The sequence below is a fragment of the Ruegeria sp. CE8 genome (assembly GCF_056537465.1).
Window position 1 is genome coordinate 194,353 of sequence record NZ_JBQFRP010000006.1, and the last position, 20,473, is coordinate 214,825.

Annotated in this window: 19 protein-coding genes and 1 tRNA gene; 13 read left to right on the plus strand and 7 right to left on the minus strand. The window is 59.1% G+C overall.

What is annotated here, in order from left to right; translation table 11 throughout:
• Window positions 1-19: 19 nt before the first annotated feature.
• The 3 genes from ACR0AA_RS12445 (at window position 20) to ACR0AA_RS12455 (ending at window position 3,267) form a co-directional block, all read left to right on the plus strand.
• The gene (locus ACR0AA_RS12445) at window positions 20-538 is read left to right on the plus strand and encodes a DUF3035 domain-containing protein (protein ID WP_480665033.1); all 519 of its coding nucleotides are present in this window, start codon (window positions 20-22) and stop codon (window positions 536-538) included.
• Window positions 539-619: 81 nt separating this feature from the next.
• Complete coding sequence (locus ACR0AA_RS12450; protein ID WP_480665034.1) at window positions 620-1,960, plus strand: M16 family metallopeptidase; 1,341 nt, start codon at window positions 620-622, stop codon at window positions 1,958-1,960.
• The gene (locus ACR0AA_RS12455) at window positions 1,957-3,267 is read left to right on the plus strand and encodes a M16 family metallopeptidase (RefSeq protein ID WP_480665035.1); all 1,311 of its coding nucleotides are present in this window, start codon (window positions 1,957-1,959) and stop codon (window positions 3,265-3,267) included. The genes ACR0AA_RS12450 and ACR0AA_RS12455 overlap by 4 nt, the downstream gene beginning before the upstream one ends.
• A 20-nt stretch (window positions 3,268-3,287) precedes the next feature.
• On the opposite strand, the gene ACR0AA_RS12460 is transcribed toward ACR0AA_RS12455, so the two are convergent.
• The 3 genes from ACR0AA_RS12460 to deoC all read right to left on the minus strand — a co-directional run bounded on the left by ACR0AA_RS12460 (window position 3,288) and on the right by deoC (window position 7,529).
• Window positions 3,288-4,097, minus strand: a complete 810-nt coding sequence (locus ACR0AA_RS12460; RefSeq protein ID WP_480665036.1) for an SDR family oxidoreductase — start codon at window positions 4,095-4,097, stop codon at window positions 3,288-3,290.
• 24 nt (window positions 4,098-4,121) lie between these two features.
• Window positions 4,122-6,455, minus strand: a complete 2,334-nt coding sequence (locus ACR0AA_RS12465; protein ID WP_480665037.1) for an aldehyde dehydrogenase family protein — start codon at window positions 6,453-6,455, stop codon at window positions 4,122-4,124.
• Between the two features lie 75 nt (window positions 6,456-6,530).
• Complete coding sequence (gene deoC / locus ACR0AA_RS12470) at window positions 6,531-7,529, minus strand: deoxyribose-phosphate aldolase (protein WP_480665038.1); 999 nt, start codon at window positions 7,527-7,529, stop codon at window positions 6,531-6,533.
• Between the two features lie 197 nt (window positions 7,530-7,726).
• On the opposite strand from deoC, the gene ACR0AA_RS12475 reads away from it, so the two are divergent.
• The 6 genes from ACR0AA_RS12475 (at window position 7,727) to ACR0AA_RS12500 (ending at window position 15,037) form a co-directional block, all read left to right on the plus strand.
• Window positions 7,727-8,680, plus strand: coding sequence for a metal ABC transporter solute-binding protein, Zn/Mn family (locus ACR0AA_RS12475; protein ID WP_480665039.1), 954 nt, complete (start codon window positions 7,727-7,729; stop codon window positions 8,678-8,680).
• Window positions 8,681-8,683: 3 nt separating this feature from the next.
• The gene (locus ACR0AA_RS12480) at window positions 8,684-9,487 is read left to right on the plus strand and encodes a metal ABC transporter ATP-binding protein (protein ID WP_480665057.1); all 804 of its coding nucleotides are present in this window, start codon (window positions 8,684-8,686) and stop codon (window positions 9,485-9,487) included.
• 3 nt (window positions 9,488-9,490) lie between these two features.
• A complete protein-coding gene (locus ACR0AA_RS12485; protein WP_480665040.1) occupies window positions 9,491-10,696 on the plus strand; it encodes a metal ABC transporter permease in 1,206 nt (401 codons plus the stop codon).
• On the plus strand, window positions 10,693-11,622 hold the full coding sequence (locus ACR0AA_RS12490; RefSeq protein WP_480665041.1) for a metal ABC transporter permease: 930 nt from the start codon (window positions 10,693-10,695) through the stop codon (window positions 11,620-11,622). Before ACR0AA_RS12485 ends, ACR0AA_RS12490 begins: the two co-directional genes overlap by 4 nt.
• A gap of 282 nt (window positions 11,623-11,904) precedes the next feature.
• Complete coding sequence (mutL, locus tag ACR0AA_RS12495; protein ID WP_480665042.1) at window positions 11,905-13,755, plus strand: DNA mismatch repair endonuclease MutL; 1,851 nt, start codon at window positions 11,905-11,907, stop codon at window positions 13,753-13,755.
• A 52-nt stretch (window positions 13,756-13,807) separates the two neighbouring features.
• Window positions 13,808-15,037, plus strand: coding sequence for a DNA recombination protein RmuC (locus ACR0AA_RS12500; protein ID WP_239343204.1), 1,230 nt, complete (start codon window positions 13,808-13,810; stop codon window positions 15,035-15,037).
• A gap of 3 nt (window positions 15,038-15,040) precedes the next feature.
• On the opposite strand, the gene ACR0AA_RS12505 is transcribed toward ACR0AA_RS12500, so the two are convergent.
• The 3 genes from ACR0AA_RS12505 to ACR0AA_RS12515 are packed head-to-tail and all read right to left on the minus strand — an operon-like array spanning window position 15,041 to window position 16,821.
• Complete coding sequence (locus tag ACR0AA_RS12505; RefSeq protein ID WP_480665043.1) at window positions 15,041-15,445, minus strand: hypothetical protein; 405 nt, start codon at window positions 15,443-15,445, stop codon at window positions 15,041-15,043.
• A 58-nt stretch (window positions 15,446-15,503) separates the two neighbouring features.
• Window positions 15,504-16,154 carry a ChrR family anti-sigma-E factor gene (locus ACR0AA_RS12510; protein WP_480665058.1) on the minus strand — a complete coding sequence of 217 codons (651 nt, stop codon included), beginning with the start codon at window positions 16,152-16,154 and terminating at the stop codon, window positions 15,504-15,506.
• Between the two features lie 10 nt (window positions 16,155-16,164).
• Window positions 16,165-16,821: a sigma-70 family RNA polymerase sigma factor gene (locus tag ACR0AA_RS12515; RefSeq protein WP_480665044.1), complete on the minus strand. Its 657-nt coding sequence runs from the start codon at window positions 16,819-16,821 to the stop codon at window positions 16,165-16,167.
• Between the two features lie 149 nt (window positions 16,822-16,970).
• On the opposite strand from ACR0AA_RS12515, the gene ACR0AA_RS12520 reads away from it, so the two are divergent.
• From ACR0AA_RS12520 to ACR0AA_RS12535, 4 genes are all read left to right on the plus strand, one after another.
• Window positions 16,971-17,744, plus strand: a complete 774-nt coding sequence (locus ACR0AA_RS12520; protein WP_480756153.1) for a DUF1365 domain-containing protein — start codon at window positions 16,971-16,973, stop codon at window positions 17,742-17,744.
• Window positions 17,745-17,831: 87 nt separating this feature from the next.
• Entirely contained in the window at window positions 17,832-18,149 is a 318-nt protein-coding gene (locus tag ACR0AA_RS12525; protein WP_480665046.1) for a DUF3775 domain-containing protein, read from the plus strand.
• Between the two features lie 151 nt (window positions 18,150-18,300).
• Window positions 18,301-19,380 (plus strand): hypothetical protein, encoded by a 1,080-nt coding sequence (locus tag ACR0AA_RS12530; protein ID WP_480665047.1) that lies wholly within the window; start codon window positions 18,301-18,303, stop codon window positions 19,378-19,380.
• A gap of 212 nt (window positions 19,381-19,592) precedes the next feature.
• Window positions 19,593-19,682: transfer RNA gene (locus ACR0AA_RS12535), tRNA-Ser, on the plus strand.
• 104 nt (window positions 19,683-19,786) lie between these two features.
• Here ACR0AA_RS12535 and ACR0AA_RS12540 read toward each other — a convergent pair.
• Window positions 19,787-20,140 carry a PepSY domain-containing protein gene (locus ACR0AA_RS12540; RefSeq protein WP_480665048.1) on the minus strand — a complete coding sequence of 118 codons (354 nt, stop codon included), beginning with the start codon at window positions 20,138-20,140 and terminating at the stop codon, window positions 19,787-19,789.
• Window positions 20,141-20,473 lie beyond the last annotated feature (333 nt).

Here is a 20,473-nt window from a genome sequence, read left to right on the forward strand (position 1 = left end):
AAACTGGCTGGAGACTATGATGCGGCTGCCGCGTTCCATAATTGCTTTGACATTGGCCTTTGCGGCTGCTGGGTGTTCCGATATCGGATTGCGCCATCTCGAAGCGCCGGGGCAGGGGCCGGATGAATTTTCGGTTATGCCTGTCAAACCGTTGACCCAGCCCAAGGATTACAAGTTCTTGCCTGCGCCCACACCGGGCGGGGCGAACCTGACCGATCCGAACCCCAACGCAGAGGCGGTCGTCGCCCTTGGTGGCAATGCCTCGTCGCTGAGCCCCAACACGGCGATCCCGTCCTCGGACGCTGCCCTTGTGACCGCGTCCAGCCGCCATGGCGTTCCGGCAAACGCGCGGCAGGTCGTCGACACCGAAGATGCCGAGTTCCGCAGAAAGCAGGGCCGTCTGACACGCCTGCGTTTGTTCAAGGTAGATCGCTATTCGCAGGTTTACCGCCGCGAAACTCTCAATCCTGACATACAGAACGAAGCGGCACGTCGCGCGGGCATCGAGACGCCCTCATCGCCGCCGGTAGATGAATAATCTTTAACTTTCCGTCATCGGCCTTGAACCTGCGCGGCGTCACCGTAGTTTGAAAACCATAAATCAAACGGAGGACGCCCTATGGTTCGGGCTCTGGCACTGTCGGCTGCCCTGATGGCCGCGACCCCTCTTGCCGCAAGTGAGGGGCACGAAGCGGTGACTACATTTACGTTGGACAACGGCATGGATGTTGTGGTGATCGAAGATCATCGCGCGCCGGTAGTGCAGCACATGGTCTGGTATCGGGCCGGCTCGGCGGACGAACCGGTGGGATCGTCCGGCGTGGCACATTTCCTCGAACACCTGCTGTTCAAGGGTACTGACACTTTGGCCCCGGGCGAATTTTCCGCCACCGTCGCGGCCAATGGTGGTAATGACAACGCATTTACGTCTTACGATTACACTGCGTATTTCCAGCGCGTAGCGGCTGACCGGCTTGAGCTGATGATGCGTATGGAAGCCGACCGGATGCGCAACATCCGGCTGTCCGAAAACGATATCGTTACCGAGCGCGACGTGATCCTTGAAGAGCGCAACCAGCGCACCGACAACAGCCCCCGCGCCCTTTTCGGCGAGCAAATGAGCGCGTCGCAATACCTCAACCATCGTTATGGCGTCCCGATCATCGGCTGGCGGCATGAGATGGAGACGCTGGATATGGAGGACGCGCTGTCGTTCTACCAAACCCACTATGCGCCCAATAACGCCATTCTGGTCGTCACGGGCGATGTCGAGCCGGACGAAGTCAAATCGCTGGCCGAGCAATACTATGGCGTGATTCCCGCCAACCCGGACCTGCCCGAACGTGTCCGCTCGCAGGAGCCGCCACAAACCGCGGAACGTCGTCTGACCTACAAGGACGCGCGCGTCTCGCAGCCATACGTTCAGCGCAGCTATCTGGCACCTGAACGAGATCCGGGCGAACAGGAGAAAGCGGCAGCCCTGTTCCTGTTGGCGGAACTTCTGGGTGGCAGCACGACATCTTACCTGAACGAGAAACTGCAGTTCGAACAGCAGAAGGTCGTTTATACCGGCGCGTTCTATCGGGGCGTTTCGCTGGACGACACCACTTTTGATCTGATCGTTGTGCCGGCGGCAGGTGTCTCACTCCAAGAGGCCGAGGATGCCATGGATCAGGCGATTGCCGATTTCGTCGCCGAAGGTGTGAACGAAGAAGATCTTGACCGAATCAAGATGCAGCTGCGTGCGGCGCAAACCTATGCGCGCGACAATGTGGACGGGATCGGAAACCGCTATGGACGCGCCCTGACCAGCGGCCTGACCGTCGAAGACGTGCAGGCCTGGCCCGATATTCTGCAGGCGGTGACCGGGGATGAGATCATCGCCGCAGCGCGCGAGGTTTTGCAGCCTGAAGCGTCAGTTACCGGCTGGCTGATGAAAGACGATGAGGTGACGCAATGAAACGGATTTTCGCGACGCTGATCGCCTTTGTCATCGCTCTGCCCGCATGGGCCGAGATTGAAATCGAAGAGGTCACCTCACCTGGCGGCCTCAAAGCCTGGCTGGTCGAGGATCACTCGATCCCTTTCACCGCACTGGAACTGCGTTTTCGTGGCGGAACCTCGCTGGATGACCCGGACAAGCGCGGCGCGGTCTACCTGATGAGCAGCCTGATCGAGGAAGGCGCAGGGGATATGGATGCCCGCACCTATGCGCGCGAGTTGGAGTCTCTGGCGGCCTCGTTCCGGTACAACGCAACGGATGACACGGTGTCGATTTCCGCGCAGTTCCTGACCGAGAACCGCGACGACGTGATTGATCTGCTGCGCACCACGATACACGAGCCGCGCTTTGATCAGGATGCGGTGGATCGTGTTCGGGCGCAGATCCTGTCCAGCCTCCAATCGGACCAGACCGACCCGAACGACATTGCCGGTCGCAGCTTTGCGCAGATGGCCTATGGTGATCACCCGTATGGCACGGAAGGCAAGGGCACGATTGAAAGCGTGACGGCCCTGACGCGGGACGACGTGGTCACCGCCTTTGAGGATGTCTTTGCCAAGGATCGTCTGTATGTGGGCGCAGTGGGCGACATCACCCCGGAAGAACTGGGCGCGCTGCTGGACAAGCTGCTGGCGGACCTGCCGGAAACCGGTAAACCGATCCCCGGTCGCGCGGATGTAAACATCTCTGGCGGCGTCAGCGTGGTCGAGTTTGACACACCACAATCCGTCGCCCTGTTTGGACATGCTGGCATTGACCGTGACGATCCTGATTTCTTTCCGGCCTATATCCTGAACCACATCCTTGGTGGCGGTGGGTTTGAAAGCCGCCTGATGCAGGAAGTGCGCGAAAAACGTGGCCTGACTTATGGCATCGCGACCTATCTGGTGCCCAAGGATCTGGCCTCGGTCTATCTGGGGTCGGTGTCTTCGGGCAATGATCGCATCGCCGACGCCGTCGAAGTGATCCGTGCCGAATGGGCCCGCGCCGCGTCCGAGGGCGTGACCCAGAAGGAACTGGACGACGCCAAGACCTATCTGACCGGTGCTTACCCGTTGCGCTTTGACGGAAATGGGCAGATTGCGGGGATCATGGTCGGGATGCAGATGGAAGATCTGCCGATTGATTACATTGCCACCCGCAACGACAAGGTAAACGCGGTCACGCTGGAAGAGGTCAACCGGGTCGCAGCAGAACTGCTGGACCCGGAGGGGCTGCATTTCACTGTGGTTGGTAAACCCGTGGGTCTGGAAACAACGAACTGAGAATAGGGGCTGAGCGTTGCTCAGCCCTTTTTCATTCTACGCAGCATCTGCCCCATCATCTGACCGAACTTGCCCGATCCGCGCTGATACAGCGCGCCGTCAACGGCCAGAACTGTACCGCTGATATAGCTGGCCAGATCAGAGCTAAGGAACAGGCAGGCGTTTGCCACGTCTTGCGGCTGACCCCAGCGACCCAAGGGGACGTCCTTGCGCAAAGCTTCTCCGGCATCTGGGGTAGGAGCCAAACGTTTGGCCCCCTCGGTGCCCTCGATAAAGCCTGGCACGACCGAGTTCACGCGAATGCCTTCTACACCCCATTCCATCGACAGGGTACGGGTGATCTGATCAACACCCGCCTTGGCGGCGCAGACATGAGCCTGACCTTCGTAAGGCAGATATGACTGCGGGGCCGAGATGTTGATGATGCTGGCTCCGGGGCGCTTCAGGTAAGGATAGGCCCCCTTCATCACATGGATCGTGCCCATCAGGTCGATGTCGATCACGGTTTTGAACGCATTGACCGACATTTCCGCTGCCAGCGCCGGGAAATTACCCGCCGCGCCCGACACCAGAACGTCAAAGTCACCGAATGCATCGTGGAATTGCTTGAGGCCCTCGGCCACAGCCTCAGGGTCGCGCACGTCGAACGCGGCACCGATGGCATCCTGTGCGCCCGCAGCTTTCAGTGCGGCAACGGTGTCATCGACCTTTTCCTGCGATCGGCTGGCAACGGCCAGTTTGGCACCCGAGGCCGCAAAGGCCTCGGCAATGCCGCGATTGATACCGCTGGTTCCGCCAATGACGATGACGGTTTTACCTGAAAAATCCATGTAGGCCTCCCTTGGAGGGGAGCCCTACTCGCCGTAGGGCACCCAGATGTTTTTGACTTCGGTCGCAGCCTGCAGGAAGCGGCGAGAATGGTCCACGCCCCAATCAAATGCCGTCGCGTTATTCACCCAAGTCCGTTTCAGGTTCCCGGCCGAGACAACCTCGATCTCTTTCGACAGGTCGGTGGACGAGAACGACCAGACCGCATCGACGTTCAGATGCGAGGCCAGCGGTTTCGCCAGTTCCGCGTGGCTGCCGGTCAGGATGTTGACCACGCCAGCGGGCACGTCGGAGGTTTCGAGGACCTGGTAGAAATCGGTGGCCGCCAGCGGATAGGGTTCGCTTGCTGCCAGTACCACCCGGTTGCCCATCGCAATCGCAGGTGCCATGGCCGAAACCAGACCCAGCAGAGGTGCCTCATCCGCACAGAGCGCACCGATCACGCCGACCGGTTCCTTCATGGCAATGGCAACACCACGGATCGGAACGCCGTGCACCTGACCGTCATACTTGTCGGCCCAGGCGGCGGCGGCGAACAAGCGCTGGATCGAGGCTTCGACCTCTTTCGCGCCGTCCTTTTTGCCGGTCATCGCGTCGATGCGAGCGGCAAACTCGTCGGCGCGGGCCGAGAGGTTTTCGCCGACGTAATACAGGATCTGCGCGCGCAGGTGGCCGGTGGTCGTGGACCAGCCTTTGGCACCCGCCGCTGCCTCAACCGCGTTGCGGACGTCCTTGCGGTTGGCGAGCCCCACATGGCCCAACAGCCCGGACTTGCCCCAAACGGATTTTGAATAGCCGCTATCGGGCCGCGCCTGCTTGCCGCCGACATACATCTTGGCGGTGCGGTCAATCGGATCGACCGGGGCACCTTCGCCCACGATCACCTCGACCTTCGCCAGCGGCTTGGCCTTGCCTTTGGGTTTGGTGTAAGCAGCCAGCCCTTCCCAGCCGCCTTCACGGCCAAAGCCGCTTTCACGCACACCGCCGAAACCAGCAGCGGCGTCGAACAGGTTGGTGGCATTCACCCAGACCACGCCCGCAACCAGCTTGGGCGCGATATCCAGCGCGAGGTTCACATTCTCGGTCCACACGGTCGCGGCCAGCCCGTAGCGGGTGTTGTTGGCCAGCTCGACCGCCTCCTCCGGCGTCCGGAAGGTTGACGACACCAGAACCGGGCCAAAGATCTCTTCCTGCATCAGCGGGTCGGATGTTTCGAGGCCCGAGATCAGCGTCGGCGGGTAGTAGCAACCGTTCGCAGGCAGATCGCAAGCTGCCTGATGGACGTGACCAACCGTGTTGCTTTCGACCATGCCCTTGATGGTCTGCAGTTGAACCGGGTCCACAACCGCACCCACGTCGATGCATTTGTCCAACGGATCGCCAACACGCAGCTTGTCCATCCGGGCACGCAGTTTCTCGTGGAAGCGATCGGCAATGCCTTCCTGCACCAACAGGCGCGAGCCCGCACAACAGACTTGACCCTGATTGAACCAGATCGCATCGACCAAGCCTTCGATAGCTGAATCAATATCGGCGTCGTCAAAGACGATGTAGGCGGACTTGCCACCCAGTTCCAATGTCAATTCCTTACCCGATCCAGCGGTCGCCTCGCGAATGCGCCGACCGACAACCGTCGAACCGGTAAAGGCGATCTTGTCGACGTCCGAGGACACGATCATCTCACCCACGGCACCGTCACCGGTAACGATATTGACTACACCTTTGGGCAAGCCAGCCTGCGAGCAGATGTCAGCGAACAGCAGTGCGGTCAATGAGGTGTACTCAGCCGGTTTCAGGACCACCGTGTTGCCCATTGCAATCGCAGGCGCGACTTTCCACGCCAGCATCAGCAAAGGGAAGTTCCACGGGATGATCTGACCGCAAACACCCAGCGCCTCAGCATCGGGCATTTCGCTTTCCATCAACTGCGCCATGCCTGCGTGGTAATAGAAGTGCCGCTGCACCAGAGGGATGTCGATGTCGCGCGATTCACGGATCGGCTTGCCGTTGTCGAGGCTCTCGAGCACCGCAAACAGGCGGGAATGCTTCTGCAACAGGCGCGCGATGGAGTAGAGATACCGTGCACGGCCTGCGCCGCCCAGCTTCTCCCACTTGGGCTGTGCCTTGCGCGCGGCGTTGACCGCCGCGTCCACGTCGGCCTGTTTCGCCTGTGTCAACTTGGCCAGAACCTCTCCGGTCGCGGGGTTGCGGCTTTCGAACCCTTTGCCCGGCTTGGTGAAGGCTCCATCGATATAGTGACCGAACTTGTCACCCTGATCGACCAGCCAGGCCAAAGCCTCGGCAGCGCTTTCGGGGGCAGGGCCGTAATCCATGGTTTCGAAAATCTCTTTGACTGTCATAGTTTTTGTCCTTTTCCCGGGGCTTCGCCCGTTCAGCGCTGAAATCGCTCCACTGGAGTGATTTCCGGGCGCGCCTCACCCCATAGAATGACGGTAGCCAGCCGAGTAGGACCCGGTGACGTAGTGTTCCAACTGCCGCTCGATATCGCCCAGCAGCGACGACGCTCCAAAGCGGAACAGATCCGGCTCCAGCCAACGGTCGCCCAGTTCGTCCTTGATCAGCGACAGGTAGACCAGCGCGTCCTTGGCTTTCGAGATGCCCCCAGCAGGCTTGTACCCGACCCGATACCCTGTGCGGTCATAATAGTCTCGGATCGCACGGATCATCACCAGCGATACGGGCAGGGTAGCGTTGACGCTTTCCTTGCCGGTCGAGGTCTTGATGAAATCCGCACCGGCCATCATGCAAACCAGCGATGCACGTGCGACATTGCGCAGGCTGCCCAGTTCTCCGGTGGCGAGGATGGCTTTGACATGCGCATCGCCGCAGGCGACGCGGAAGGCCTTCATCTCTTCGTACAGCGCCTGCCAGTCTCCTGACAGGACATGACGGCGCGAGATCACAATGTCGATTTCTTCGGCCCCGGCCTTAACGCTTTCTTCGATCTCTGCAACTCGCAGGTGGAAGGGGGACAGGCCAGCCGGGAAGCCGGTCGACACAGCCGCAACCGGAATGCCCGTGCCATGTAGCGCGTCCACGGCGGTTTCGATCATGTCGTGATAGACGCAGACAGCGCCTGTCGTGATCGCTGGCATATCCAGCGCCTGCAGAACCGAAGGTGCCACGGGTTGCCGAGCCTTGGCGCAAAGGCGGCGCACGCGGCCAACCGTGTCATCACCCGACAGGGTGGTCAGATCGATCATCGTGATCGCCTTCAGCAGCCACGCGGCCTGATACTCTTTCTTAACGGACCGCCGACCGGGCAGGGTCGCGGCTCGGCGTTCAATGGCGGAAGTATTGACCTGCACGGCGCGCACCCAGTCCAGATCAAGATCCATACCGGGGTTTCTGGGCTCGGTCACTTGCGGCAGATGCGCTGTGCGCACGGGGCTTTCTGAGCTCTGCGTATCCATTTTCACATCCTTTGGGAGGTTTGCGCCAAATTCGCATGGCTTGCGACTGAATGGAAGGCATACCGGCCTCGCCAATGCAATTTTTTTGACCAAATGGACAAAATTGGTGTTTTCTTGCGAATAATTCGCAATAGCGTTGACTTAGTTGCGAATGGTTCGCATATTCATTCTCAACAAACACCAGAATGGGGTCAGCAATGATTCGTCGTAGTTTTCTTGCGGCTTTGGCTTTCGCCGCCGCATTGCCGGTGGCGGCCTGGGCAGAGGCACCGCTCAAGGTTGTTGCCACCACGGGTATGATAGCGGATACGGCGCGTCAGATCGGTGGCGATCAGGTCGACGTGAAGGGTCTCATGGGACCCGGCGTCGATCCGCATGCCTATCGACAGACCCGCAGCGATATCGTGGCGATGACCCGCGCGGACCTGATCTTGTGGCATGGTCTCTACCTTGAGGCGCAGATGGAAGAGTTCTTCCACGACCTCGGGCGTAAACGGCCCGTCGTGGCTGTTGCTGAAGGTGTGGATAAGTCCAAGCTGCGCGCGCATGACGACTATGCCGACAAATACGACCCACATGTTTGGATGAGCCCGGCTCTGTGGCGCGATGTGGCGGTTGAGATCCAGAAAGCCCTGACCGAGGCACGCCCCGAAGCTGCAGATGAGTTTCAGGCCAACACTACGGCGTTCCTGACCGAGATTGATCTGCTTGAAGCCTATGGTAAGCAAGTCTTGGCCAAGGTGCCTGAAAACAACCGGATACTGGTAACGGCCCATGATGCCTTTGGCTATTTCGGTGCGGAATATGGCTATGAAGTGCTTGGCATTCAGGGCATTTCGACCCAATCCGAGGCGGGTCTGAACAGGATCGGAGAGTTGGTCGATACTCTGGTCGATCAGGAATTGACGGCCGTGTTCGTAGAAAGCTCGGTCTCCGACCGGTCGATGCGAGCGCTGATCGAGGGCGCTGCGGCCAAAGGTCATGATGTCGGGATTGGTGGAGAACTGTATTCCGACGCTATGGGAGAACCAGGCACCTATGAGGGCACCTATATCGGTATGCTGGACCACAACATCACTGTGATCGCAGGCGCGTTGGGCGCCGATGTGCCCGAGCGAGGCATGAACGGCAAGCTGTCGGCGGGGTTTTGAGTGATGTTGGAGCTGGCCGCTAATCAGGGTGTTTCGGTTGCCGAGAAAAGCATTGAGAGCAGCCCTCTGGCCATTCGCGGATTGACCGTATCCTACGGCCAGAAACCGGCGGTGTTTTCAGTGGACATGACCGTCGAGCCGGGGGCGATGACAGCGATCATCGGGCCAAACGGTGCCGGAAAATCAACACTCCTGAAAGCGGCGCTGGGTATTGTCTCGCCCTTGTCCGGACAGGTGTCCGTCTTTGGCGACCCGCTGGAAAAACAGCGTGCCCGGATTGCCTATGTGCCACAACGCGCGAGCGTGGACTGGGATTTCCCGACCCGCGTGATTGACGTGGTTCTGATGGGCCTGTCGCGTGAATTGGGTTTGCTGGGCCGCGTGCGCGCCCGCCACATGTCCCGTGCAATGGATTGTCTCAACCGGGTCGGGATGCGCGATTTCGCGGATCGTCAGATCGGCCAGCTTTCCGGTGGTCAGCAGCAACGTGTCTTTCTTGCCCGCGCACTGGCGCAGGATGCTGATCTGTATCTGCTGGATGAACCGTTTGCCGGCGTCGATGCGGCCACGGAAAAGGCGATCATTGCCGTGCTCAAATCGCTGAAAGAGGCGGGCAAGACCGTGGTTGTCGTTCATCATGATCTGGCCACTGTCACCGATTACTTCGACCACGTGTTCCTGATCAACACGCGCAAAGTCGCCGAAGGGCCGGTTGCCGAGGCGTTTACCGCCGAGACTCTGCAATCCGCTTATGGCGGACGTCTGGCCACTGCCCAGATCGATCAGATCTCGCGCGCGCTGGGGTAAATCATGCTTTGGGATGCTCTGACGCTGCAGCTTGGCTATAACGCCACGCTGGTTGCCATTGGTGCCACGTTGCTTGGCATATCTGCCGGTGTGACCGGTACGTTTCTGTTTTTGCGTAAGCGCGCGCTGGTCAGCGACGCGATCAGCCATGCGACGCTGCCGGGTGTCTGCCTTGGGTTCATGGTGCTGGTGGCGCTGGGCGGGGACGGGCGCAATCTGATCGGCCTGCTGGCCGGATCGGGGATATCGGCCTGGATCGGACTGCTGTGTATGAACTGGCTGACACGTCACACGCGGCTCGCCGAAGATGCGGCTATTGGCGCTGTTCTTTCGGTGTTCTTCGGTTTTGGCATCGTGTTGCTGACCGTGATTCAAACGATGGGCGTGGGCCGTCAGGCGGGGCTGGAAGGGTTCCTGCTGGGGTCCACCGCTGGGATGCTTTGGGCGGACGCTTTGATTATCGCGGTTGGCGGGGCAGCAACCCTGTTGCTGGTGATCATCATTCGTCGTCCCATGACAATGGTGGCCTTCGATCCCGAATATGCTGCAGCCCGGGGATTGCCGGTTCATCGAATTGACCTTGCAATGATGGGATTGGTCATGGCGGTGACGGTCGTGGGGCTGAAGATTGTCGGGCTGATCCTGATCGTGGCACTGCTGATCATTCCTCCCGTCACCGCTCGGTTCTGGTCAGAACGTTCTGACCGCGTCGTGCTGCTGGCCGGGCTGGCCGGGGGAGTGGCGGGGTATTTGGGCGCGGCACTGTCTGCATCGGCCCCGAACCTGCCGACCGGTCCGATTATTGTTCTGGTCAGTTTTGGTTTCTTTGGCCTGTCCCTGCTTTTGGCGCCTGTTCGGGGTGTACTGGCTGCCGTAATGCGGCATCTGCGGTTCCAGCGTCGGGTCCACATTCGGCAGGGCTTGCTGGCGCTGGCACAAGGGCAGAAAATCTATGAGCCGCTGACCCTGCGTCTGTTGCGCCGTGCCGGATTGGCCAGGGCCGACGGAGTGGCGACTGAAACGGGCAAAGCCCGCGCCGCCAAAGCCTTGCGCGATGAAAAACGTTGGGAAATCGTCCGCGCCGATCAGGCGCATGAGTCAACGGCGGCGCTTTACGACGGACTGCGCGATATCGAAACCGTCCTGACCCGCGATCAGATCGCCGAGATCGATCGTCAGATTGGCGGCCCGCAGGAGGTTCCTGCATGAACGGTGAAGAATTCGTCCCCCTATCGTTGACGCCCCTGCTGATTGGCACCTTCGCTGCCATCGCCTGCGCACTACCGGGGAACTTTCTGGTGCTGCGCAAGCAGGCCCTGATCGGCGACGCAATCAGCCATGTGGTGCTGCCCGGCATCGTTGTGGCCTTTCTGCTGACAGGTGCGATTTCAACCTGGCCCATGATGCTGGGTGCGGCCGGTGCAGCCGTGGTCGCAGTGGTGATGATTGAGGCGATCAGAAGGCTGGGCCAGATCGAGCCAGGCGCCGCGATGGGCGTGGTCTTCACGACCATGTTTGCGGCGGGGGTGTTGCTGTTGGAACAGACCGATACCTCGACCGTGCATCTGGATGTGGAACATGCGCTTTACGGCAACTTGGAAAGCCTGATCTGGCTGGAGGCCACCGGATGGGCCTCGCTGTTGGATGTAGAGGCTCTGGCGGGTTTGCCGCCCGAATTGCCCCGCATCGCGCTGACGTTGCTCGTCGTCAGCCTGTTCATGTGGCTGTTTTGGCGGCCGCTGAAGATTTCCACTTTCGACGAAGGGTTCGCGCGCACGATTGGCATACGCACCGGAGCTTTGGGGTTTGCCTTGGTGATTACTGCAGCCATCGCAGCGGTCGCGGCGTTTGATGCAGTGGGGTCGATCATCGTGATCGCCATGTTCATCTGTCCCCCCGCAGCTGCGCGCATGATGACCAACCGGCTCGAAACGCAGATCACGTGGAGCGTTGTTTTCGCAATTGTTTCAGCAGTGAGCGGGTATGTTTTGGCCGGATACGGGCCTTTGTGGCTGGGTGCGGCGGATGCGGTCAGCGCTGCGGGAATGATCGCCACCATGTCCGGCCTGATTTTGGCATGTGCAGCGATCTGGGGACCATGCCGGACGCGGGCAGGCGCACCGAGTACAGCTTAACCCGGCGTCTTCCCGCCACCGGTGACCGCAGGTCATCGGCCAAACTTCGCCACCGGAAATGGCGTCGGGAGAGTCCTGACGCCATGCGGGGGGGATTCGTGTTACACACTTCTGCATTGATTACTGAATGACCACCACTCACCCGGATCGTTCGAGCAATCGCGACCAGGCTGGCTGTTTGTCAGACGGGCACGGCGCGGTTGTTCGAACGCCCCCTCTTCCTGAACTTTAGTGCGTCAAACCGGTGGCAGAATCGCGAACGTCTGTGCTAGGTCTGGTGGTATGGCGCAGGCAAACCCCAATATCAGCGAAAACCGACCCGTAATCCGGCAACTGGACGATGCGGCCATCAATCGTATCGCGGCGGGCGAGGTTGTCGAGCGTCCGGCCTCGGCCGTTAAAGAGCTGGTGGAAAACGCCATCGACGCCGGGGCAACCCGCATCGCCATAGATATTGCTGACGGGGGAAAGACGCTAATTCGCGTCACCGATGATGGATGCGGGATCGCTACGGACGATCTGCCTTTGGCATTGTCGCGCCATGCGACCTCGAAGATCGACGGATCCGACCTGCTGAACATCCACACATTTGGCTTTCGTGGTGAGGCGTTGCCATCGCTGGGCGCGGTTGGGCGTCTGACCATCACCAGCCGGGTTCCGGGGGGTGAGGCGGCTTCGATCCATGTTGCAGGCGGTCGGATGGAGGCGGTTAAACCTGCCGCCCTGCGCGCGGGTACGGTGGTCGAACTGCGCGATCTCTTCTTTGCCACGCCTGCGCGACTGAAATTCATGCGCACCGACCGAGCTGAGGCCCAGGCGATTACCGACACTGTCAAGCGCCTGGCTATGGCGGAACCGTCCGTCACCTTCACACTACGCGATGTGTCCGGCGGCGGAGAGGGACGGGTGACTTTCCGCGCCGATCGTGAAAACGGCGATCTGTTTGATGCGTTGCATGCCCGTCTGGCCCGCGTGATCGGCCGCGAGTTTGCCGAGAACGCGCTGCAGATCGATGCCGCCCGCGATGGGATCAGATTGTACGGCTACGCCGCCTTGCCAACCTATTCGCGGGGTGCCGCGGTGGCGCAGTACCTGTTTGTGAACGGGCGCCCTGTGCGGGACAAGATGCTGACGGGTGCGCTGCGGGCGGCCTATTTCGATTTCCTCAGCCGGGACCGCCACCCGGCGGCGGCGTTGTTCATCGATTGTGATCCGACTTTGGTGGACGTGAACGTGCACCCCGCCAAATCCGAAGTACGTTTTCGCGATCCGGGCGTGGCGCGTGGTCTGATTGTTTCAGCATTACGGCACGCGTTGGCTGAAGCAGGCCACCGAGCCTCGACCACGGTAGCAAATGCGACCTTGGGTGCGATGCGGCCAGAACCGGCACAGCCCGCACCCGCGCGTGTCTACCAGATGGATCGTCCTTCACCCGCTGCGCGGCAAATGGCGTATCAGGCTCAGGCACCGGGATTTGCCGAGATGTCCCGGGATTATAGCGGCAGTGTGGTCGATCCGACCCCGGCGCCGATCGTTGAGGCTCCGGTCGAAGACCTGCCTCTGGGTGCTGCGCGCGGTCAGGTGCACGAGAATTACATCATCGCTCAGACCGCCGATGGCATGGTGATTGTCGACCAGCATGCAGCGCATGAGCGGCTGGTCTACGAAAAGCTCAAAAACCAGATGGCCGAAAACGGGGTCGCTGCGCAGGCGTTGCTGATCCCTGAGATTGTAGAACTGTCCGAGGGGGATTGCGCCCGTTTGATGCAGGTGGCTGATGATCTAACGAGATTGGGTCTGACCCTGGAACCTTTCGGTGGTGGCGCTGTCGCGGTGCGTGAAACCCCTGCCATTCTGGGCGAGGTGGACGCGAAGGCGATGATCCTGGACATTCTCGACGAGCTTTCCGATCAGGGTGAAAGCCAGACAGTGCAGGCGCGGATCGAAGCCATCCTAAGCCGGGTGGCCTGTCACGGATCGGTCCGGTCTGGTCGACGTTTGCGTGCCGAAGAAATGAACGCCCTGCTGCGCGAGATGGAAGCCACGCCCCATTCGGGTCAGTGCAACCACGGGCGGCCGACTTACGTGGAACTGAAGCTGAGCGATATCGAGCGATTGTTCGGGCGCAGTTGATCCCAGGGCCCGGCGGGGCTATGAAGAATAAAACAAGAACACGCGAGTTGAGATGATTGAGATTGCAGGCACCCAATATGCATTGAATGACCCGGTCTTGATGATCGGCGGCGGGGTTGTCCTTTTGATCCTGCTGTTGCTGTTCCTGTCTTTGCGCGCAGCCAACCGGTCGGCCCGTATGGCGGAACCACTGGCGCGGCAGATGGCGCATTTGGGCCAGCACGTGCAGCAGTTGGGGCAGGGGCAGGAGCAGCTGCGCGGCGGATTGCAGCATGTCTCGGACACGCAGGCGAATGCGCAGGTGCAGGTGATCCAGACGGTGGAATCCCGCCTGTCTTCGGTGCAGCAGCAGATGAACGACCGGCTGGCGGACAATGCGATGAAATCGGCGCGGGCGTTGGCCGAGATGCAAGAGCGGATGAAGGAATCCTTGCATGGGTCCTCTAAACAGACGGCGACCTCACTAACGCAATTGCAGGAGCGTCTGGCCGCCATCGACAAGGCACAGGACAACATCACCAAGCTGTCCGGCGATGTGCTGTCGCTGCAGGACATCCTGTCGAACAAGCAAACCCGCGGCGCGTTTGGTGAGATTCAGCTGAACGACATCGTCTCCAAGGCGCTGCCTTCGGACAGTTTCCAGCTGCAGGCAACGTTGTCGAACGGGCGGCGTGCGGACTGCCTGATCCACCTGCCGAACCCGCCGGGGCCGATCGTGATCGACAGCAAGTTCCCGTTGGAAGCCTATGAGGCACTGATTGGATCGACCAACGACATGGAGCTGAAGGCGGCCGTGCAGATGTTCCGCAGCACGGTGCGCAAGCATATTACAGATATCTCCGAGAAATACATTCTGGACGGTGAAACCGCCGATGGCGCGCTGATGTTCCTGCCGTCCGAGGCGGTTTACGCGGAATTGCATGCCAAGTTTCCCGAATTGGTGCAGGAGAGCTTTTCGAAACGTGTGTGGATCGTTTCCCCGACCACCTGCATGGCAACGCTGAACACCATGCGCGCGATCCTGAAAGATGCGCGGATGCGGGAACAGGCCGGTGCAATCCGCAAGGAATTGGGGATGCTGCACAAGGATGTCGATCGTCTGGGCGACCGTGTTTCCAACCTGGACCGCCATTTCGGACAGGCGGCCAAGGACATCTCGGAAATAAAGATCAGCGCGGAAAAAGCGGGTCGCCGGGCGCAGCGGCTGGACAATTTCGATTTCGAAGAACTTGCCCCCGAAGATCATACCAACGTGGTACCGCTGGGCAAATCTGAGGGCTAAATCTTACTGAATCGACAGGTCGAGGTTGTAACCGACCGTCTTTCCGGTATCCCGGTCATTGCCCATCAGGTAGACGCGTATCGTGTAATCCCCGTCCTCGGGTAACTCGATCCGGGCGGTGTTCCCGTTTATAGAGCCATTGTAGATTGCAACTCCATCACTGTCCGGCGGCAGGATGTTGAAATAGATCACGCCATTGCCGTTGGTATCGCTGACCTTTAGATCGGCAAACATCTCCTGTCCGGCCTTTGCACCCAGCTTGTAGTCGAAGTATTCATTCCCAGTAACGGTGCCGTTGACCATGGTCCCGAAATTGCCGGGTTCGAATTTGACGTCGGCAACCCTTTGGGCCGATGCCAATGATGCAAAGCCCAAAAGGACACATGTGAGGATCAAAAATCTCATCATTTTATGCATCTCCACCAATCCGTTTGCCGAGTCAATGTAGCGCGATCTTGCGACCCGATCAGATACGCAAGAACGGCTGGAACAGGCGCGGCATAAGTTTGTTGAACTTAAGCGGTGCATCGGTCACAGCCAGGCAAATGCAATCTTCGGTGATATCGGCCGTTGGCGTGTGATGCAGGTCTTCGTCCGCGATTTCGACATCGCCTCGGGCGAAATGGTCAACTTCGTCCGAAAATGCGCCTTGTAATACCATGGTAAGCTCGATGCCATTATGGCTGTGGTCGGGTACAGCTGTTCCGGCCGGAATAAACAACAATCGGGCGGTCGCTTCACCAGTCGTCGGCAGGATTGCTTGTTTTACACCCATTCCGATGGGACGCCACTTGATGTCGTTTACGTCACCGCCCACGTAATCCTGCAGCGGAGTTGGCAGCACGGAACAACTCGGACGGTTCGGTTTGGCCATCGGCGCACCGTTTGCGATCAAGGCCATCGTCGCGGCTAATGACGTTTCAGCCATGGCAACCGCGTCGTCCTGTTCTTCCAGAACATAACCACCAACCGCGTCAAAGCTCTCCGCCCGCGCGCGGCAATGATCGCACAGAGACAGGTGCGTGGCGACCATCAGGTCAAAAGCCTCGGGTAGCGCACCCGCTGCATAAGCCATCAGCAGGTCGTCTGTAAGGTGATGTTTGATCTTGTTGCTCATCATCGTCATCTCAATTCATCGCATGGCGCAAGCGGTCCAGCGCCAGCCGTATCCGTGATTTGATCGTACCCAGTGGCAGTCCGGTCTGAGACGCGATTTCTCGATGGCTCAGATCGCCGAAATAGGCTTTCTCGATCAGCTCTCTTTGCGCCTCGGGCAACGCGGTCAGAGCGTCGCGCAGCTGCGCGGTTTCCTGTTGCAGCGCAACAACGTCGGCCTGCTCAGGTTCCGCCTCTGGTCCCCATCCAAGATCCTCGGGTTCAGGGCGGCGCTGTTTGCGCAGGACGTCGATGCGCTTGTTCCGGGCAATTGTGAACACCCATGTGGCCACAGTCGCCCGTGTCGGGTCGAACAGGTGGGCCTTGTGCCAAAGCGTGGCCATCACCTCTTGCGCGCACTCTTCCGCCAAAGCGCCGTCAGAGCCGGACTTGATCAGGAACGCCTTGATGCGCGGCGCAAAGTGCTGAAACAGTTCGGCAAAGGCTGCCTGATCCTGCGCGTCACGTATGCGCCTGACGTGGTCTACCCACTCAGCTCTTACGTCCTGACAATCTTCCGCTCGGTTCACCGGTCTGCCCCTGCTGCGTTTCTTTGCGAGCCGAGGCTTCGTTGACAGCCTTTCGGCCACCGGTTCATCCAAGGTCGCGGTATCGATCTCGGTAAACATAACAACATTACGTGGTGTGGCCCAAGCCGGATCACTTAATGCGACTATTTTAATCCAAACCGCGCTAGGTTTCGTATCGTTTGTAGATACATAATCAGGAAATCGATGCCGTTTGAACGGTTTGCAGGCAGAATGGAATACCGCCCGGAATGAATCAGATCGACCATATTTCAGGCCACACCTATCACGGGCGCAAGGGCGCTATTGAGAATGCGTTCCGCTATTCCATCGACTACATCCTGCTGGACCCCGAAATCCAGCCGGACACACCCGCGCTGTTTTCGATGAACCGCGCCAACGTGATGAACTGGCGAGACCGCGATCATGGGGGTGAGCCCGGCAAGGGGAGCGGAGCGGCATGGCTGCGAGACAAGTTCAATCAGATGGATGTGGCACAACCGATGAGGATTGCCTTGCTGACACAGCCACGAGTACTGGGACATGTCTTTAATCCGGTCAGCTTCTGGTTCTGTTTCGACCATGGGGATCAGCTCTACGCGGTCGTGGCCGAGGTCACCAATACCTATGGAACGCGTCACAGTTATCTGTGCCACAACGTCGGTTTTACCCCGATCCAGCCATCGGACCGCATTGTTGCGGACAAGTTGATGCATGTCTCTCCTTTCCAGAAAATCGAAGGAACCTACATGTTCCGATTCGACTATCGGCCGGAACGTGTTGGGGTGTGGATTGACTACGGTCGCGAGAGTGGCGGTCTGATCGCCACGCTGACCGGACCAAGGGCTCCGCTGACCAACCGGGGTATCCTGTGGTCATTGCTGCGGCGCCCGTTCGGCGCGCGGCGCGCCTTTTTCCTGATCTTATGGCAGGCGCTGAAGCTTAAGGTCAAAAAGGCTCGGTTCGTCCCGTTTCGCACCGCCCCTGTTCCAGATCACCCCATTTCCCGCAGTCGCAGACGCTAGGCGCGAACTTTTTGCTCAAGATCAAAGACTCAGCCCGATCCCCATGGTTGTGCTACTATGGAAACCGCGAACACGAGGAGTTGGGTCATGTTGGAAATTTCGGCAAGGAAAATCGCTCAGGTCGCTATGATGGGGCGCGAACTGGGGCGCGCCGAAGGTGAATTGCGCGCTTTTATCGACCGGATGAGCGAGGACGAACAGGCCGAACTGGTTGCCGTTATGTGGGTTGGGCGCGAAAGCTTTTTCGCCGAAGACCTTGCCGAAGCCATTGCAACCGCCAAGTCCGAGGCATCGACCCCCTGCGCCGACTATCTGATTGGTACGCCGCATCTGTCGGATCACCTTGAAAACGGTCTGGACGCGCTTGGTATCTCGGCCGAGGACGTGGAAAACGACTTGATGTAAACTCTATGGCGGGCCGAAAAAAATGCTTTGTCGCCCGCCTAGCCACCCACCAGGCCAAGAATTCGCTGATTTTCCGATTTTGGGATAAACTGCTTGTGAAACCCTAATGCGACCCTGTTCTGGCGGGGCCGCAAGGAACGGAGCACGACCCATGCGGCGCGTTTTACACATGATTGCGGTTCTGGCGCTGAGCTTTGGCAGCGGGCTGGCCCCTGGTCCGGCCCTTGCCTGTGGTGTATGCGTTTCGCTTCCGGAATACTCTTTGGCGGATCGCATCCTTTCGGCCCGCGTGATTGTGTTGGCGGCCCCTGCGCCAGACAACCCGTTCAAATTCACGCACGTCTCGGTTTTGAAAGGCACGCCCGAACAGGTCGCCGCGCTGCCCGAGATTCCCTTTCTGGTCGACAGCGTCACGCGATCTGCCTTTCGCGCTGATCCCGATAGAACCGTTTTGATGGTCTACGGGGCCGGGTACCGGGACAAGGCCGGTCGCAGCTTGTCCAACGAATGGAGCAAGGGCTTCCTGATGACGGCAGAGCGTGCGCGGTTCGTGGAAACACTGCGTTCGCAAGGAGAGGGTTGGGCAATTGGTGCGACAGGCGGTGCGGCGCGTGTCGACTATTTCGATGACTATCTCGCGCATGAAGATCGTCTGCTGCGCAATGCGGCACTGATTGAAATCCATCGCGCGCCTTACACTCTGGTGTCGCATCTGTCAGATGCCTTGCCCACAGAGCAGTTGTTGCAAGAGATGCGCGATCCGAATCGTCTTGCTTACGCGCCTGCATATATTCGGTTGCTGGGGCTTCGGTCCGATAGCAAGGCAAAGGAGTTCGTCAGCCAACGCTACCAACGCGTCGTTCGAAACGGGGGCCTCAATTTGTACGATTGGGGATTGGCGGGTATCGAAGTTGACGGTGCTCTGGCGGTTACGGAAATCGCCAAGGCGCTGGAACAGCCCGACCGGTTAGCTGAGGAAAAACAGGTTCTGGTTCGTGTCCTGGCGGATAGCGGCACGGCCCATCCGGAACTGCAGCCGCAGATATTGAACATCTACAAGCGTCAGCTAGAGAACGGCGGCGCTTTTGCGATCTGGATAGCGCGCGCAGTCAAAGCCTGGAACACCACAGCATTGAATCCGGCATTCGAGGCCGTGTTGACCAGCGAGTCTGTGGACCCGGCAACTCTGTTCGTTATTCGCACCACACTTGAGGGCAACGAACCAGGGTAAATCTGTGTTCTGCCAAGCGGCACATTTACATGCCGCGCCGAGTTCTGTGAAACAAACCCCGCAGAACGCTTGCCACCATATTGTTGGTTTGCCATTCATTTGTAGATGCAATTGCAGCCTAAATGTCACCTGTGTGTTTGATTTCAGAAAAATAGCAGCGTTGAACAAAATCGCCTTGTATCTGGTCGACAGGCAAGGATATACCGGCCAGCGGAGACGTGGCCGAGTGGTCGAAGGCGCTCCCCTGCTAAGGGAGTAGGCCCGGAAGGGTCTCGAGGGTTCGAATCCCTTCGTCTCCGCCATATATCATTGATTTTAGATGATATTTTTCGACTATAGTTGCGGTACCCGCCAAAAAGCCCGCCATCCCAAATGCGCTTGGTTGCCACTTCGTGCAACGGGTGAATCAGCTATGCCCAACAGCAATCCATTGGCCGCATCGTACATCGCCATCGTCGCTTCCATCGTGATCGAGTTCTTCCAGCATGGCATGCAATGCTTCCGAGGACGCTGCCGTAATCGTATTGTTCGCAAGCACCTCGCCGGACACGCCGTTAATCTGTAGCATGGTGTGTGTTGTGTTGCCCTCGAGCTCGGCAACATAGACCGGGCTGTCGCCATAATGGTCTACTTCGAGCGCCACTAGGTTGCCCTCTGCAGCGCCAGTTGCAATCTCCATTGCTTTCGCGAAGGGAACCGAAGGCGCAATCACCTTTTCAGATCCCGCCGGTTCAGCAAACGCAAGGGTGGACAGGGCCAAAAAAAGACAGGCTAGCTACAGCGCCAATGCACAGTTTGTTTGTTTTTAACGAATTCACGGTGTTTTCCTTTCTTGTCAGCGAGGATCATCCCCTCGCATGACAGAAATAGGCGCCTGACGTTTCATACAGATTCGTTGAAGATTACGTGTGTATTACAATTTGGCTCGAGTGCCCCATTTGATTTGGACCACCGTTGTGTTCGAGTGCAGCGAAGGCCCTTTTAATTCGCTCACCTACCATTTCCCACCTGGTTCTAACGTCAGGAACGCGCGGTTTGCTACGCTCTGCCCATGCAATGGGCTGAAGCCTTGTAGACGGCGGCTTTGGGCTCA